This is a genomic window from Mucilaginibacter sp. P5_A6 (assembly GCF_056400585.1).
Map to the genome: position 1 here is coordinate 187,153 of NZ_JBFUKZ010000004.1, position 14,721 is coordinate 201,873.

The window sequence follows — 14,721 nt, forward strand, 5'->3', positions numbered from 1 at the left end:
CAGATTGGGGGAAGATGTGCAAATATGCAGATTTCAGATGTGCAGATTGTGGGAAGATATGCAAATATACAGATTCCAGATGTGCAGATAATGATGATTAATCATCAGCCCCATTTTTCATTCATCTGAAATCTGCACATCTGGAATCTGCACATCTATTAATTAGTGATCGCGCATAATAGCGTGATCCATTTTATCGCGTTTGGTGCGCAGGTATAATTCGTTATGCGGGTTCGACGCAATCTCGATAGGTACATTTTCAACCACTTCTAATCCGTAGCCAATTAAACCAGCACGTTTTTTGGGGTTGTTGCTCATCAGCCGCATTTTTGAGATACCCAGGCTCCGCAATATCTGTGCGCCAATACCATAATCACGCTGATCCATTTTAAAGCCAAGCTTAACATTGGCTTCAACGGTATCATAACCATTTTCCTGCAGGTGATAGGCTTTTAATTTGTTGATTAAACCAATACCACGCCCTTCCTGGTTCATATAAATAACCACGCCCTTGCCTTCTTTACTTATCATCTCCATAGCTTTATGCAGCTGTGGACCGCAATCGCAACGGCACGAGCCAAAAATATCCCCGGTAACACATGAACTATGCACCCGGGTTAAAACAGGCTCACCGGGCTCCCACGTGCCTTTTACAAGGGCAAGATGATGCTCGCCGGTATCAACCTGTGTGTAGGCTATCATTTCAAAATCACCCCACTCAGTTGGCATTTGTACCGATACTTCCTTTTTCACCATTGTTTCGGTGCTCAGACGGTAAGCAATAAGGTCTTTTATAGAAACAATTTTGAGGTTAAACTCTTTTGCCATCACCAGCAGATCAGGCAAACGGGCCATATCACCATCCTCCTTCATAATTTCACATATTACACCTGCGGGTTCAAACCCTGCCAAAACAGCCAGGTCAATAGCAGCTTCGGTATGGCCGGTCCTGCGCAAAACGCCGCCATCCTGGGCAATCAGCGGGAAAATATGCCCGGGCCTGCCCAAGTCTTCGGGTTTGGTTAAGGGGTCAATTAAAGCCAACGTGGTTTTTGAACGGTCGGTAGCCGAAATGCCTGTTGTACAGCCATGCCCCAGCAGATCAACAGAAACAGTGAAGTTAGTTTCGTGCGAGGTGGTATTATGGCTCACCATGGGTTCAAGATCAAGCTCACGGGCCCGGCCCCTGGTAATAGGCGCGCACACCAGGCCGCGGCCATAGCGTACCATAAAATTTATAGCTTCGGGCGTGGCATTACGTGCTGCAGTTAAAAAGTCACCTTCATTTTCGCGATCTTCATCATCAACTACAATGATCATTTTACCTGCCTGTATATCTTCGATAGCTTCTTGTATTGTATTTAACATTGTATGTACATTACGTATGGCAAGCTAAAAAGGCTGCCACGGTATATTAAAGTTTAAACAAATTTAAAGTATATTAAAATGATTCTGGTCGGTGGTATGTAAAATCATCTCCTTTAACTTTTTATGAGAAGAAGAACGAAAAGATAAAAGATAAAGGAAGAAAAAAACAGAAGCAGGTCAACTCATCTTTTTCTTTTAGCCTTCCATCCCTTATTTCAAATACTTTTAAGCCGTTTTACGTTTAAACATCTTGTTAAAAAACCGCTTGTAAGCTTCCATATCAAATAAAGCAGAATCGGTGGCCGCCTTGTATGACAGGAACAGCCCTATTGGCGTTAACACGATGATGGCAATCCACATCCCAAAAAAGGTAGAAACATTCCCTGCTTTTACAGATTTTTCGCCAATGGTTGATATGATATAATAAATCAGGAAAAACACCACCGAAATTACAACCGGCAAACCCAAACCACCTTTCCGGATTATAGCACCCAGCGGCGCGCCTATTAAAAACAAAGCAATACATGCTGCCGACAGTGTGAATTTTTTTTGTACCTCAGACGCATATCTGCGGATGGTCATGGCATCGAAATTATATTTCTCGGTACGGTTTTTTAGCACATCCTTTATTGAACGCACCTCGGATGCGGCGCTTGACAGGGTCATTACCTGGTCGCTAATTGTCATGCCTTTTAGCAGATCCTTATCGGCAGGTATATATTTTATTTTTTTATCCGGCCTGGCAGGCATGTTGAAATACTTGATATAAGGGGTAACAAGCTTATAATTCATAACAACAGCAGCATCAACCGCGCGTTGGCTCGAGTCGATAAACTTTCTCAACTGCTTTAAATTCATCATTTGTGATGCTTGCTTAAACTCGTTTTCATCGGTACGGGTAAGTTTAAAGCTCGATAGATCAAATTTTTGCTCACTCTCTTTAAACCGGAAACGGGTTAAGCGCTGGCGCATATTATAATTGGCCCCATCGCTTCTTGACTCCACATAATTTACCCCATCTTTTAGCTTTAAAACAAGGTATTTATCGCCCATGGTACGAAACATGGTACCCTCGCGGGCCAGGGTAACTTCTGTATTGTTTTCCTCGTCGTTTTTTTTGTATATCATGATGTCATACAAGCGCTGCCCATCGGGATCTTTCCTTTTTACCCTGATGGTATAGCCCGGAAAACTTGCACTAAAAACCCCCTCGGGCAACAAATCGGCCGATTTTTGCTTACGGGCATCGTACAACAACGAAAAATATTTAAGATTTGCTACCGGCAGCATATAATCAGAAAAAAAGAACGCGGCAGTACTTAATATGGATATAATAACAATCATGGGGTACATTGCCCTGCGTAATGAAATGCCTGCAGCTTTAATGGCTACCAGTTCATAATTTTCGCCAAGCGCACCATAGGTCATGATGGTTGAAAGCAGTACAGATAGCGGAAGAGCCATAGCCACATTGGTAGCCGAGTTATACATCATCAGCTCAAGAATGGTGTACCAGGCAAAGCCTTTGCCTATCAAATCGTCAATGTATTTAAACAAAAACAGCATCAGCAATACAAACATTACAATGAAAAGCGTAACTGCAAAAGGCCGTATAAATGATTTAAGCAGTAAAAGATGGATCTTTTTCATCGGGGCAATTTGTATTTAACAGGATTTAAAACCGCATACTAATGCAGGTTAATTTTCATTAACGCAAAATTAGCGTTTCGCAATACAAAATTAGCTAAAATTATATGGCCTTAAGCGCCCAATACACTTATGAGGTAATCGATCTGGTTATCCCAAATAAGTTTACGTTCGGAAATCAGGTCTTCGGTAGCAAAATCGGTAATAGCCAGCGCAACATCATTGGTAAGCTCATCCTGCAAAATTTCCATCTCAAAATAGCATTGCGGTTCGTCATCCACCCACTTAAATCTTACCAGCTTGTTTTCTTTTACAGTAATAAGTTTTGCTTTTTGAGGTTCACCGTCCCAGGTAAAAGTATAAACCTGGTCGCGTATATTTACATCATCGGCAAACCATTGTGCTAACCCGTTAGGTTCATTTAAAAAAGTGAACAGTATTCTTGGAGATGATTTTATCTCATATTCTATAGTAAATTTCTTTTTTTCGGACATCGAGGTTTATACTTGAAAACGGGTTAAGCCGTAAATGTTAACATTTTTTCTAAAGAAAACGAATTTCTGCTATATTTGCAAACCTTTTTAAGGATGGCGATTGTTTTATAAACATAGCCGCTCTTTTTAATAACCATTAAAAGAGAGTATTAATTAAAAACGGCGGGGTAGCTCAGATGGTTAGAGCGTAGGATTCATATCCGTTAATTAACGGACGGCAGTCCTTGATAAGTAAATAACAGTCAACTTTGGCGATCAAAGTTCAAAATAAACGGCGGGGTAGCTCAGATGGTTAGAGCGTAGGATTCATAACCCTAAGGTCGGCAGTTCGATCCTGCTCCCCGCTACATTGGCAGAAGGCCCCTTGAAAAAAGGGGCTTTTCTTGTATATTGTCATTATGTTCACCGTATACGTTTTATACTCCCAAACTTTCRACCAGATTTATGTTGGTTATACTTCWAATCYGGAAAACCGGTTTCTTTCGMATAATAAATTGGCCACAAAGGGGCATACGATCAAATACCGYCCCTGGGTGATAGCATATACTGAAGACTTTCCAACAAAATCGAAAGCTACGACACGAGAAAAGCAACTCAAATCATCAAACGGAMGGCAGTTTATTCGGAATATTATTATCAAAAAATTTGATGACTCAGATGGTTAGAGCGTAGGATTTATATCCGTTAATTAACGGACGGCAGTTCGATCCTGCTCCCCGCTACATTGGCAGAARGCCCCTTGAAAAAGGGGCTTTTCTTGTATTTCACCCTCCTGTTTACTGCATACGTTTTATATTCACCTGCTTTTAACCAGATCTACATCGGCTATACCTCCGATATAGCTAACCGCTTGCTTTCCCATAACGAATTAGCCACGAAAGGGCATACCATAAAGTACCGTCCGTGGGTAATTGCATACACTGAGGTCTGTTCAACAAAAGCCGAGGCGATGAAAAGGGAAAAGCAATTAAAATCTGCAAATGGCAGAAAATTCATTTGGGATATTATCAAAACAAATTTTCTAGTTCAGATGATTAGGTACTTGCGTTTCCGGGAGAGGAGGTTTAGGCTACCACGCATAATGTCAAGATTTTATTTACAAAGTTTACATTTTTATTTACAATCCAAATTCGTTGCGCCGAAAAATAGCAAAGTAGATTCGCTGAATCAATGCTAATAGGATCAATTAATTTAAAATTATGAAATACATACACGTATATGCTTTGTTCTTAATGTTTGTTTTTCTCACTTCCTGTGGACAAAACCAAACAAACGTACCAAAGGATAATATCAAGTCCGAAATTAAAGACATAGGGCCTAACATAATGGTTCGTGTTATAAAAAAAGGCAGAAATGGCACCATTTTGATTGCTGGCCCGAACAACTCATCATTTGGTGATGTTTTTCGATACGATGGAAAATCTTTTACTAATCTCACAAGTAAAATAGGTTCGCACCGATTCTGGGATGTACTGGAAGATCGACGAGGAAATATTTGGTTCACTTCTACTGATTCAGGCGTTTATTATTACAACGGGAAATCCATTCAACATTTCACTACCACGGAGGGACTTGCCAATAATCGGGTTATGTCTGTTTATGAAGATAAAGCTGGCATTATTTGGTTCGGCACCGGAGGTGGAATAAGCCGTTACGATGGGAAATCTTTTCGAAATTTTAAAAATCCGAACCCCTCGCGTTTTTATAAAGGAGGAAATTGGAATAATGATATTACTACAATCATTGAAGATAAAACCGGGAAATTATGGGTTGGCACAAGGGGCGATGCCTTTGTTTATGACGGAAAAACATTTACCCCGTTAATCCATAAGGGCAAAACATTTACAAACGTTTGGAGTATAATCGAAGATAGAAAAGGCAATATTTGGCTTGGTGACGTGACCAATGGCCTTTGGCGCTATGACCCTTCGACTGAGCTCAGGGCAGGCACTGGTACCTTTACTAATGTATCGGAGAGGGGTGCTTATGCTATAATCGAAGATAAAAAAGGAAACATCTGGACTACTGGTCCAGTAAATTCTGCTCATGTGGCGGTCTGGGCACTTTCCCGTTATGATGCAAAGTCCTTGTATAGTAATAAGCCCACTGTAGCCGAAATTATGTCCGGAGATGCTTTTTTGGGGCTTTTGGAAGCTAACGATGGAAGTATTTGGTTTGGATCTGCGACCGGAGTTTATCGTTATGATGGAAAGACCATCACGGACTTTTATAGTAAAGAGGGTCAGAAAAAATACATCATAGATACGAAGCAAAGTGTTATAATATGGAAAGGTTCTATGCTACTTGGTACATGGGAAGGTTCTATGTTTCTTGGTGATGGTACAAGTACAGGGGACGTTGATATATTAAAAGGAGAATTGTTGATCGAAAACCGTCATCTGGTGGGCGGTGCAGTTGAAGTGGACATGAATACGATTGAACAAAAATTTGATGATCAGCGTCCACACAATAAATTACCTCCATTTTTTGATGTCAAAAAATTCCCTGTTTCTACATTCGCAATTACGAAGGTTGAAACAGTGAATGATGGAAAAGTTACAGGGAACGGGAACATGACCATTGAAGGTATCGCAAGTATAAAAGTTACAGGGAACCTGACCATTGAAGGGATCACAAAGGCAGTTACTTTTCCAGCCAGCATGCATTTTAAGGACGGAATGGACGGAACTGTCGTGGTGAATGGCGCGCTGATCGTTGATCGAACAGATTGGGGTATTGATTATAGATCAGAAAAGCACTTTGATTCAACTATTTCGGACGACGTTAAACTCCTTATGAAAATCGTAGCAAAAAAACATAGCAGATAATTTGAGATTCAGGTCTGTAATTAATTCTAAATCACTTAAAAAGTTCGACATATCGCCGGTTCCCGCTACTTGAAAGAAGGCCACTCGAAAGAGTGGCCTTTGTTATTTTAATGCATTTTTGGCTAACCCAGGTGCGGTGTTATTACCATAGCCTGGGGTAAAATTTACAAGGTATTAGGGGTAAACAGCTTCCATTGCCCCTCGGAGACGACTTCTACGGTATCGTCGATCACTTTAATGGCGGTCTGATCATCGATGGCATATGAGGGTACCGATATCGTAGCGGCCAACTTTTCCAGGTTGGCCAGGCAATTTTTCGGAAACCACTCATGATCCAAATGCGGATGCAGTGCAAAATCAAACAGCCCCAGCGATTTACCGCTTTCAGCTGGCAGCATATGGCCACTGTAGGTTGTTCCAAAGCGGGTCATCACCATACTCCCGGCGCTCAGGCCCACGTAGACCGTTTTGCGCAGCAACGACGGCAAGAGGTCTGCCAGTCCCGACTGCTGCATCCAGTAGCACAGATACTGGCAGTCGCCGCCACCAACCAGCAGGGCGTCAGTTTTCTGGAGCATGGGGACCCAAAGCTCTTGTTTGATGCTGGGTACTGCAGTGAGCTCCAGCACTCCCAACGACTTCCAACCCAATTCGCAGAAAGGGTCACCAAGTGATCCGCAAATCACCCTTCGCGCTATGCCGGCACCGCCGGCTATGGCGTATATCGCGGTGGGGACGAAAAGGGCGTTCGCCTCGGCAATCGGTTTGCCCAGGAGTTCAACCAGCGCGTTATGGATGCTCGTATTGCTGATGCCGGCGGAAGTGAGAAGAAGCTTCATAATTTCTTTCTTAGGTTATTGTTCGCCCTGCTTGATAGTCTATTTCAATAACAAATGTTAATTCAAAGGTTGAAATTAAATTATAGATCGCAAAAATATTTAAGACAATTCAAAGCCCTGTAAGCAGCAAAAGTACTGCAGCAAGCGGGGCGAATGTGTTTTGGTGATTGTAACTGAATTGATGGATTTTCGAAATCAGTCACAATTTGTCAATTCTGCTTAAAAGCTCCAAATCTTCCACAAATTGGTTCGAAAATCTTTTATCCTCGGCTGCACTTCAAGTCAAAAGCCTCAGGTCGAAAGATTTGAGTTTTTTTTATTCCTGGCAATTGTACATTAATGGTGCAGCGAAAATACCAACCATAAGCAGATAATACTGCTTAAAAGACCAATATGCTTATTGATTTATTTTTTTGATAAACTTTACATTTGTTACCGGTTTACATTTGCTTTTAAAGCGGGCACTGGTATTATCAAAGTGAAATATATCTTTGCATTGGGTTCAATTTAATAATCATTAAAATCAATGCACAAAAACCTGTTAGCATACATTAAACAATACGCTACGTTGCCACTTACAAGTGATGAAGAAGCGTTAATTGTAGCTGCTTTTAAACCCAAAAAGCTCAGGAAAAAGCAGTACTTTTTGGAAGAAGGCAATGTGTGTAAATACGTTGGTTTTATTGTAAAAGGTGCTATGCGACAATACAGTGTAGATGACAAAGGTGCGGAGCATATTGTACAATTATACATTGAAAATTATTGGGCAAGCGACCGTGAAAGTGCTGTCATGCTTACTCCATCAAGATATAATATTGATGCCTGGGAAGATACCGAACTACTCATTGCTACAGTAGCAGACATGCTGGATCTGATAGAAAAAGTACCTTCATTTGGGCAAATGACAAGATTAATGGACCAAAGAAGTTTCATTGCTTCTCAGCGAAGATTGAATTCTACGATTAGTAATACAGCAGAAAAACGCTATGAAGAATTTGCCGCTAACCACCCTCAATTTATTCAACGATTTCCCCAGCATCTCATTGCTTCTTTTTTGGGCATAACTAAAGAAACTTTAAGCAGAATTAGAAAACAAGCAAGTAAATAACTTCTATTTCAATTTTTGATTTTACAAAAGCGTTGATAAATATCAACGCTTTTTTTTATCATTTCTCATCGTTTCGGGGCGTGCTGTTGCTGCAATTTTACATCATAAAACAAACAGATGAAAAAGCAAACAATAGTAGTAATTGGAGCAACAGGTGCACAAGGTAAGGGCATTGTAAATGCACTTGCAAATGAAGGCTCTTTTAATGTGAAAGCAATAACCCGTAATCCAAAAGCATATACAGGCAAGGCAAATGAAGCAGTTTATGCAGATTTAAAAGATTTGCAATCTTTAAAAGATGCTTTTACAAATGCTTATGGTGTATTTGTGGTAACCAACTTTTGGGAAGGTGCCGACGAAATTACCCAGGGTAAAAATGCCATTGAAGCAGCAAAAGCAACGGGAGTGCAACATTTTATTTGGTCAACACTTCCGGATGTGGAGCTCATTAGTGAGGCAGGATTTGAAGTGCCTCATTTTAGTGGCAAAGCGAAGGTGGATGATCTGGTAAAAAGTGCAGGGTTCAAATATGCAACATTTGTTCAGCCACCGTTTTATTTTCAAAATCTTGTCGGAATGCTGGGCCCACAGCCAAAACAAGATGGAACAACCGGCTGGACACTACCGATTGACCCAACAAAAAAAGCCATTCACATGTCGGACATCAATGACCTGGGAAAAGTAGTCGCCGGCGCATTTTTGCAACCCGAAAAAGTTGGAAACGGAAATTACCTTGCCCTGGCAACCGGGTTGTACAGTTTTAATGATATTATAGAAGCCTATAAAGCCAATGGCAAAGAGTACAGCTTTTCACAAGTACCGGCTGAAATATTTTCAACTTTTTTTGAAGGGGCAAAGGAACTGGCAGAGATGTTTGGGTATTTTGAAAAACACACTTACATGGGGCCAGATTCAGCGTTACGGATTGAATTGGCAAAAGAAACTGCCACCCACAAATTTGTGCCGCTCCAGGAATGGCTGAGTAAAAACAATTAAGAAAATGAAACCATCATGAGCTACCACTCAAAAAACAAAATGAGTATAGCTCATGATAGCTTCATCTCCATTTAAAAACAAATTATATTCTGATGAAAAAGAAAACGAGTTTCTCAACAAAAGGTAATAGTGCCGCAGTAGGCCCGCTATCAATCCAACGAATGTTACCAAATCGGTACGCTAACAAAGTTGGTCCTTTTGTATTTCTCGATTATGTTCGCCCGGCCGTTAAAGAAACCATAACCAAAAATGGTATAGGAGCCCATCCACACCGGGGCATTGCAACGTTAACTTATATTCTTCAAGGCGAAGTAGAGCATTTTGACAGTGCGGGAAATGAGGCGATAATTCATTCAGGAGGCGCACAGTGGATGAAAGCCGGTAATGGAATAATCCACGATGAAAATTTAAATTACGACTCCCAAACAGACAGTAAATTTATCCAGGGTTTTCAATTTTGGATAAATTTACCTGCAAAAAATAAAGCCGAAAAGCCTGCTCATATCGCCATGCAAGCCAATGAAGTCCCTAAAAAAGTATTGCCAAATAACGATGGTTGGATAAAAGTAATTGTTGGCAACTATGAAGACCTGAGTTCGAAGATCCCAAATTATTCTAAGCAGTTTTTGTATCATATTCAATTAAAAGCGGGTACACAATTTTCAGTAGCAACGGAAAGTAAAACAGAAGTTGCGGCCTTTTTGCCCATACAAAATGTGATGCTAAACGACTCCGAGTTTGAAGCGGGTGAATTTATTGAATTTGACAAAGTGGCCGGAGAAATTGAAATAAAAAACACCTCTTTAACAACCATCGATGTCCTGTTATTTGGCGGTGAAGAATATACAGAACCTGTGGTAGCAGAAGGTCCGTTTGTAATGAATTCGCAAGCAGAAATAGCAACTGCCTACCGGGATTTTCACGCAGGGAAATATGGGGAAATAAAATTCACAGCACAAAAATAGATTAGTCAGGGATCAATATCATCATAAAGTATTAAATCAATCCTATTATGAATAATAACACGAACATCGTTAAGGGCTTTGCCACAAACACTATTTCCGTCAGGTCCTCTAAAAAATAGTTCGGGAAACGTCCAGTGAGGGCTACTGAAAGATGAGCCTGTTACATTTAATTGTGACAGGCTTTTTAATTTGAATACAACATACTGCAGGTTACTGTTATTTAACAGTTCGACTAATAATCCCTCTCCTTTTCATAGCGCTAACCTATCCGAAATAATTATTTATAAAAACACTTTGAAATACAAAGTGTTTTTATTTAACTTTGATTAGCAAAGTACTTTTACTAAAATAAAAAATATTAATATGAAAATTTCAAGAACAAAATTTGTTATTCTCTTCCTCGTTTTTGGGTTTGCCTTTCAATTTATCTCTAACTCACTTTTGGGACCGGATGTCCGACTCTTTCCTGCACATGGCGAGTCTTTTTTGGGAACGGGATCACCTATAGCCTGGAAGAGCATCGTATCCACAATTTTACTACCGATCAAAATTGTTTTGATAGGCCCCCTGTTGCCCTTTATTGCTTTTTTGAGACAAGAACCGGATACGCCACCCCCATTTTTTCTTATCGGGTTTGCTATCTACTGGACTATCCTTGCTTTAACTATTCATTATTTCCTTAGTAAAATAAAACGCTCATAGCTAACCCCTGGATTATTGTATATGCAGAAGAATTTGGGATAAAAATAGACGTCATCACAAGGGAGCGAGAACTAAAGTCAGCTCAGCCGAAAATTCATTTGGGAAATCATTGGACAAAATTTTGGCGGAAATATTTACATCGTAGTATCCATATCCGCCGATAGGCAGTCCGACCCTGCTCCCAGCACTTTCTGGTTTACATTGCCGTTGGGCGATAATTAATCCCAAATGCCGTTCTGCGCCGTAAATATCACCGGCTGACCGCCAGTTACCATAATGGTATGCTCGTGCTGCGCAACAAAACCACCTTTATTACCGCTTAGCGTCCAGCCATCGGCTTGTGTATCGGCAATTGTTGACCGTGTTGAAATGAATGTCTCTATCGCCACCACCGAATTCTTTTTGAAACGCGTAGTGTTATACCTGTCGCAGTAGTTAGCTATCTCGTGGGGTTCTTCGTGCAAGCTGCGACCAACACCATGGCCAGTCAGGTTTTTTATTACCGTGTAGCCGGCTTTTTTGGCTTCAGTCTCTATTAACCTGCCTATCTCCGATATTCTGACACCACCTTTAATATTGCTGATCGCCTTCCTCAATATCTCTTTTGATGTTTCTACCAGTCTGCCATGGCCGTGAATATCTTCGCCCAATACAAATGAGCCGCCATTGTCAGCCCAATAGCCATTTAATTCTGCAGATACATCAATATTTACCAGGTCACCTTCTTTCAGGATTTTATCTACAGATGGTATGCCGTGCGCAGCCTCCTCATTAATACTAATACATGTATACCCCGGGAAATCATAGGTTAACTTAGGCGCAGAACGTGCGCCCATCTGTGCCAGTAATTCGCCGCCATACTCGTCAAGTTCCTTCGTTGAAATGCCTGGTTTGGCAAACTCACGCATCTTTTTAAGAGTGATAGCAACAGCATCACTTGCCTGCTGTATTCCAATTCTTTCGTATTCGGTAGTTATAGACATTTTTAGATTTTTATCTGTGGCAAAATTAACAATTAATACATTTGACACCGTTTACCAACGTCAGTTTATGGAAACTACGGTTTCTTCTGGTGTGTAAGGTTTTCTTTGTTTTAACATAGCCTTAAATTTGAGTAATTAAATCCATACTTGTATCCAATATATCGCAAATATGCTATCTTTCAAAATGCAGCACCAGGAATTTGAGCCTCCCGAAGAGCTACGGGATATCATAAAGTGCTTTTGGTACAACAGAAGAGAATCTGGAGAACTACAATCGGATTTTGAGGTAGTACCCGATGGCTACGCAGAAATTATTTTTCATTTCGGAAGTGGCTGTAGTATTTCTTACAATGGAGGCTTGCAGCCATTGCCATCACCGTTTATGATGGGGCTGCTCAATCAGCCTGTTCTTTTTTACACAAAAAACCGTTTAGAGATCATTGGCATCAGGTGCTTTCCCTGGACCGTGTTCGATTTGCTCGGACTGCCGTCCGGTAAAGGCGGAGTGCGCATATTTGAGCATCCCATCGCCCGGCTTCAATCCACGTTGAATAAGTTGGTTCTTGCCGGCAGGATAGACGAAGCGCTGGCTCAGGTAAAACAGTATTTCCTGGATGCACGGTCGGGGATTGCTATTGACAGTATGCTATTCAAAGCGGGAGTTGCTATGAGGGAAGCAAATGGCACTATACCGGTAAGCCAGGTAGCGGCGGCGGCTCACGCCACGGTTCGTACACTGGAAAGAAACTTCAAGCAATCTTCTGGCTATACTGTTAAAGACGTGTCGGCTCTGATGCGCTTTGAGCAGGTACGAAACCGATTATGGCTTTATCCGGCTATTAACCTCGCCGGCTTAGCTCATGAGCTTGGCTATACCGATCAATCCCACCTAAGCAGGGAATTCAAGCGCTACAGCGGCACTACGCCAGCAGCCTTCGCGCGAAAAGCAAAGAAAGGAAAACAGGCTTTAAGCAGCGATTTTGTCGCGTTTATACAATCCTGACGCAGGAGCATTCCGGACATTTGTGTTTCAATCATTCTAATATGAAAGCAACACTTAAAAGCAATAAATCCGCACAAAATCATTCTATTCACGATGTGATCATTGCCGGCGCAGGGCCTGTTGGCCTATACCTCGCCTGTGAACTGGCACTGGCCAAATGTTCAGTCCTGATACTGGAAAAAGCGGAAAATCCACACTCGCCCTTAAAGCAACTTCCCTTCGGGATACGGGGACTTTCGGCGCCTACTATTGAAGCCTTTTACCGCCGCGGATTGCTAAACGAACTTGAGGTACATAAACGCATTAAAAGCCCCCACCAAAACGCCGTACAAGGGCCGCGCCGCCAGGCAGGACACTTCGCCGGCATTCCATTCCATGATGGCGATATCGATACCTCGCAGTGGAAGCATCACCTGCCGGGCTCCACCGAAACCAGTTTAATTTCTGAAATGGAGGAGCTCGAAACGGTGCTATCCCGCCGCGCAGAATCCCTGGGTGTAGTAATAAAGCGCGGCCTTGCCATTACAGGCTTTCATCAAACCGGGAACGGCGTAACTGTTCAATCTGGTGACCAATCTTTTAAAGGTAAATGGCTGGTGGGTTGCGATGGAAGCCGTAGTATTGTTCGCAAGGCAGGTGGTTTTGATTTCGCCGGTACGGAGCCAGAATTTACCGGCTACTCTGCGAAAGTGGACATCGCCGACCCGGGGAAGCTCAGTCCAGGCCGAAACGTGACACCAACAGGCATGTACCTGCAGTCGCAGCCAGGTTACCTGATGATACAGGATTTTGACGCCGGGCGATTTCATAATTCAGGAAAGCCAATCACGCCCGAGCACGTACAGGAGGTGCTTCGCCGCATTTCGAACACCGACGTAACTATCAGCGCCCTGCATATTGCAACCACGTGGACTGACCGCGCACGGCAGGCCACAACCTACCGCAACGGACGGGTACTTTTAGCCGGCGACGCCGCGCACATTCACGCGCCACTGGGAGGCCAGGGACTTAACCTCGGGCTGGGCGATGCCATGAACCTGGGCTGGAAGCTTGCTGCAACCATCCGGGAGAAAGCTCCGGAAGGCTTGTTGGATAGTTATTATACCGAACGGCACCCAATTGGGGCACAGGTTTTGGATTGGTCACGCGCCCAGGTTGCAATCATGAAACCAGAGCCCCATACCCGCGCGCTGAACGCGATTTTCCGCGACCTCATGAACACGCGCGATGGTGCCACCTATATTGCAGGACGGGTCTGGGGTGTTTTCACACACTACAACCTCAATGGCAACCACCCTTTGGTAGGCCACAGCGTTCCCAACTTTGAGCTGGAAGACGGGGCAAGGATTGGCGAGCTAATGCACGATGGTAAAGGGATATTGCTCGATTTTGATATGAATGCTTCACTTAAAACTTTGGCGGGCGAATACAGCGACCAATTGAAGTATGTTTCGGGTAGTGTAAAAGACCGATTAGGTGTAAGCGCCGTACTGATACGCCCTGATGGGATTATCGCCTGGGCTTCGTCTGACAACGAGCCAGATTGCAGCGAACTCCAAAAGGCTGTTGCTCGCTGGTTTGTTTGCAATTCGGGGATTGAGCGCTCTTTGCGGTATAAGCTTAATACAGTCTTTTTAATTGTTATTTTAACACATAATAACAATATATTACCCTGTTTTAATTTTATAATTATTTAGCAATCAATTAAACAAAACAGGCACAATATATAGTACTGTGCCTGTTTGCAAATGAACATGCCAATGATAGTTAATTAATAGGAGTCACATA

At 42.3% G+C, this 14,721-nt stretch carries 14 protein-coding genes and 1 tRNA gene; 10 read left to right on the plus strand and 5 right to left on the minus strand.

All coding sequences use genetic code 11. The features are described 5' to 3' along the window. Positions 1–162: 162 nt before the first annotated feature. The 3 genes from AC1DO4_RS06385 to AC1DO4_RS06395 form a co-directional block, all read right to left on the minus strand. Positions 163–1,368: a bifunctional 3,4-dihydroxy-2-butanone-4-phosphate synthase/GTP cyclohydrolase II gene (locus tag AC1DO4_RS06385; protein WP_477413977.1), complete on the minus strand. Its 1,206-nt coding sequence runs from the start codon at positions 1,366–1,368 to the stop codon at positions 163–165. 225 nt (positions 1,369–1,593) lie between these two features. Then, positions 1,594–3,018, minus strand: coding sequence for an LptF/LptG family permease (locus AC1DO4_RS06390; RefSeq protein WP_477413979.1), 1,425 nt, complete (start codon positions 3,016–3,018; stop codon positions 1,594–1,596). Positions 3,019–3,128: 110 nt separating this feature from the next. Beyond that, positions 3,129–3,509 carry an START-like domain-containing protein gene (locus tag AC1DO4_RS06395; RefSeq protein ID WP_477402620.1) on the minus strand — a complete coding sequence of 127 codons (381 nt, stop codon included), beginning with the start codon at positions 3,507–3,509 and terminating at the stop codon, positions 3,129–3,131. A gap of 273 nt (positions 3,510–3,782) precedes the next feature. Here AC1DO4_RS06395 and AC1DO4_RS06400 point away from each other — a divergent pair. The 4 genes from AC1DO4_RS06400 (at position 3,783) to AC1DO4_RS06415 (ending at position 6,337) form a co-directional block, all read left to right on the plus strand. Further along, positions 3,783–3,856, plus strand: a tRNA-Met gene (locus tag AC1DO4_RS06400). Positions 3,857–3,907: 51 nt separating this feature from the next. After that, positions 3,908–4,174, plus strand: coding sequence for a GIY-YIG nuclease family protein (locus tag AC1DO4_RS06405; RefSeq protein WP_477413981.1), 267 nt, complete (start codon positions 3,908–3,910; stop codon positions 4,172–4,174). A 92-nt stretch (positions 4,175–4,266) separates the two neighbouring features. After that, complete coding sequence (locus AC1DO4_RS06410; protein WP_477414136.1) at positions 4,267–4,686, plus strand: GIY-YIG nuclease family protein; 420 nt, start codon at positions 4,267–4,269, stop codon at positions 4,684–4,686. Between the two features lie 22 nt (positions 4,687–4,708). After that, positions 4,709–6,337: a two-component regulator propeller domain-containing protein gene (locus tag AC1DO4_RS06415; RefSeq protein ID WP_477413983.1), complete on the plus strand. Its 1,629-nt coding sequence runs from the start codon at positions 4,709–4,711 to the stop codon at positions 6,335–6,337. Positions 6,338–6,501: 164 nt separating this feature from the next. Here AC1DO4_RS06415 and AC1DO4_RS06420 read toward each other — a convergent pair whose 3' ends face one another. Further along, positions 6,502–7,176, minus strand: coding sequence for a Type 1 glutamine amidotransferase-like domain-containing protein (locus AC1DO4_RS06420; RefSeq protein ID WP_477413985.1), 675 nt, complete (start codon positions 7,174–7,176; stop codon positions 6,502–6,504). Between the two features lie 526 nt (positions 7,177–7,702). Here AC1DO4_RS06420 and AC1DO4_RS06425 point away from each other — a divergent pair. From AC1DO4_RS06425 to AC1DO4_RS06440, 4 genes are all read left to right on the plus strand, one after another. Continuing rightward, positions 7,703–8,284, plus strand: a complete 582-nt coding sequence (locus AC1DO4_RS06425) for a Crp/Fnr family transcriptional regulator (protein WP_477413987.1) — start codon at positions 7,703–7,705, stop codon at positions 8,282–8,284. 117 nt (positions 8,285–8,401) lie between these two features. Continuing rightward, the gene (locus AC1DO4_RS06430) at positions 8,402–9,280 is read left to right on the plus strand and encodes an NmrA/HSCARG family protein (RefSeq protein ID WP_477413989.1); all 879 of its coding nucleotides are present in this window, start codon (positions 8,402–8,404) and stop codon (positions 9,278–9,280) included. Positions 9,281–9,372: 92 nt separating this feature from the next. Then, the gene (locus AC1DO4_RS06435; protein ID WP_477413991.1) at positions 9,373–10,245 is read left to right on the plus strand and encodes a pirin family protein; all 873 of its coding nucleotides are present in this window, start codon (positions 9,373–9,375) and stop codon (positions 10,243–10,245) included. Between the two features lie 363 nt (positions 10,246–10,608). Next, positions 10,609–10,947: a hypothetical protein gene (locus AC1DO4_RS06440; protein ID WP_477413993.1), complete on the plus strand. Its 339-nt coding sequence runs from the start codon at positions 10,609–10,611 to the stop codon at positions 10,945–10,947. A 218-nt stretch (positions 10,948–11,165) separates the two neighbouring features. Here the strand turns inward: AC1DO4_RS06440 and map are convergent, their stop codons facing one another. Then, complete coding sequence (gene map, locus AC1DO4_RS06445) at positions 11,166–11,930, minus strand: type I methionyl aminopeptidase (RefSeq protein WP_477413995.1); 765 nt, start codon at positions 11,928–11,930, stop codon at positions 11,166–11,168. A 169-nt stretch (positions 11,931–12,099) separates the two neighbouring features. Here map and AC1DO4_RS06450 point away from each other — a divergent pair, with 169 nt between their 5' ends. Together AC1DO4_RS06450 and AC1DO4_RS06455 are read left to right on the plus strand one after the other, a co-directional pair. Beyond that, entirely contained in the window at positions 12,100–12,933 is an 834-nt protein-coding gene (locus tag AC1DO4_RS06450; protein WP_477413997.1) for a helix-turn-helix domain-containing protein, read from the plus strand. A 41-nt stretch (positions 12,934–12,974) separates the two neighbouring features. Further along, entirely contained in the window at positions 12,975–14,630 is a 1,656-nt protein-coding gene (locus AC1DO4_RS06455) for an FAD-dependent monooxygenase (RefSeq protein ID WP_477413999.1), read from the plus strand. The last annotated feature ends 91 nt before the right edge of the window (positions 14,631–14,721 follow it).

Excerpts from the sequence above, each read along its gene's own strand:
- AC1DO4_RS06425 (WP_477413987.1), top strand. The coding sequence starts at position 7,703 with ATGCACAAAAACCTGTTAGCATACATTAAACAATACGCTACGTTGCCA.
- map (WP_477413995.1), bottom strand. The coding sequence starts at position 11,930 with ATGTCTATAACTACCGAATACGAAAGAATTGGAATACAGCAGGCAAGT.
- AC1DO4_RS06455 (WP_477413999.1), top strand. The coding sequence starts at position 12,975 with ATGAAAGCAACACTTAAAAGCAATAAATCCGCACAAAATCATTCTATT.
- AC1DO4_RS06450 (WP_477413997.1), top strand. The coding sequence starts at position 12,100 with ATGCTATCTTTCAAAATGCAGCACCAGGAATTTGAGCCTCCCGAAGAG.
- AC1DO4_RS06385 (WP_477413977.1), bottom strand. The coding sequence starts at position 1,368 with ATGTTAAATACAATACAAGAAGCTATCGAAGATATACAGGCAGGTAAA.
- AC1DO4_RS06420 (WP_477413985.1), bottom strand. The coding sequence starts at position 7,176 with ATGAAGCTTCTTCTCACTTCCGCCGGCATCAGCAATACGAGCATCCAT.
- AC1DO4_RS06440 (WP_477413993.1), top strand. The coding sequence starts at position 10,609 with ATGAAAATTTCAAGAACAAAATTTGTTATTCTCTTCCTCGTTTTTGGG.
- AC1DO4_RS06390 (WP_477413979.1), bottom strand. The coding sequence starts at position 3,018 with ATGAAAAAGATCCATCTTTTACTGCTTAAATCATTTATACGGCCTTTT.
- AC1DO4_RS06430 (WP_477413989.1), top strand. The coding sequence starts at position 8,402 with ATGAAAAAGCAAACAATAGTAGTAATTGGAGCAACAGGTGCACAAGGT.
- AC1DO4_RS06415 (WP_477413983.1), top strand. The coding sequence starts at position 4,709 with ATGAAATACATACACGTATATGCTTTGTTCTTAATGTTTGTTTTTCTC.
- AC1DO4_RS06395 (WP_477402620.1), bottom strand. The coding sequence starts at position 3,509 with ATGTCCGAAAAAAAGAAATTTACTATAGAATATGAGATAAAATCATCT.
- AC1DO4_RS06435 (WP_477413991.1), top strand. The coding sequence starts at position 9,373 with ATGAAAAAGAAAACGAGTTTCTCAACAAAAGGTAATAGTGCCGCAGTA.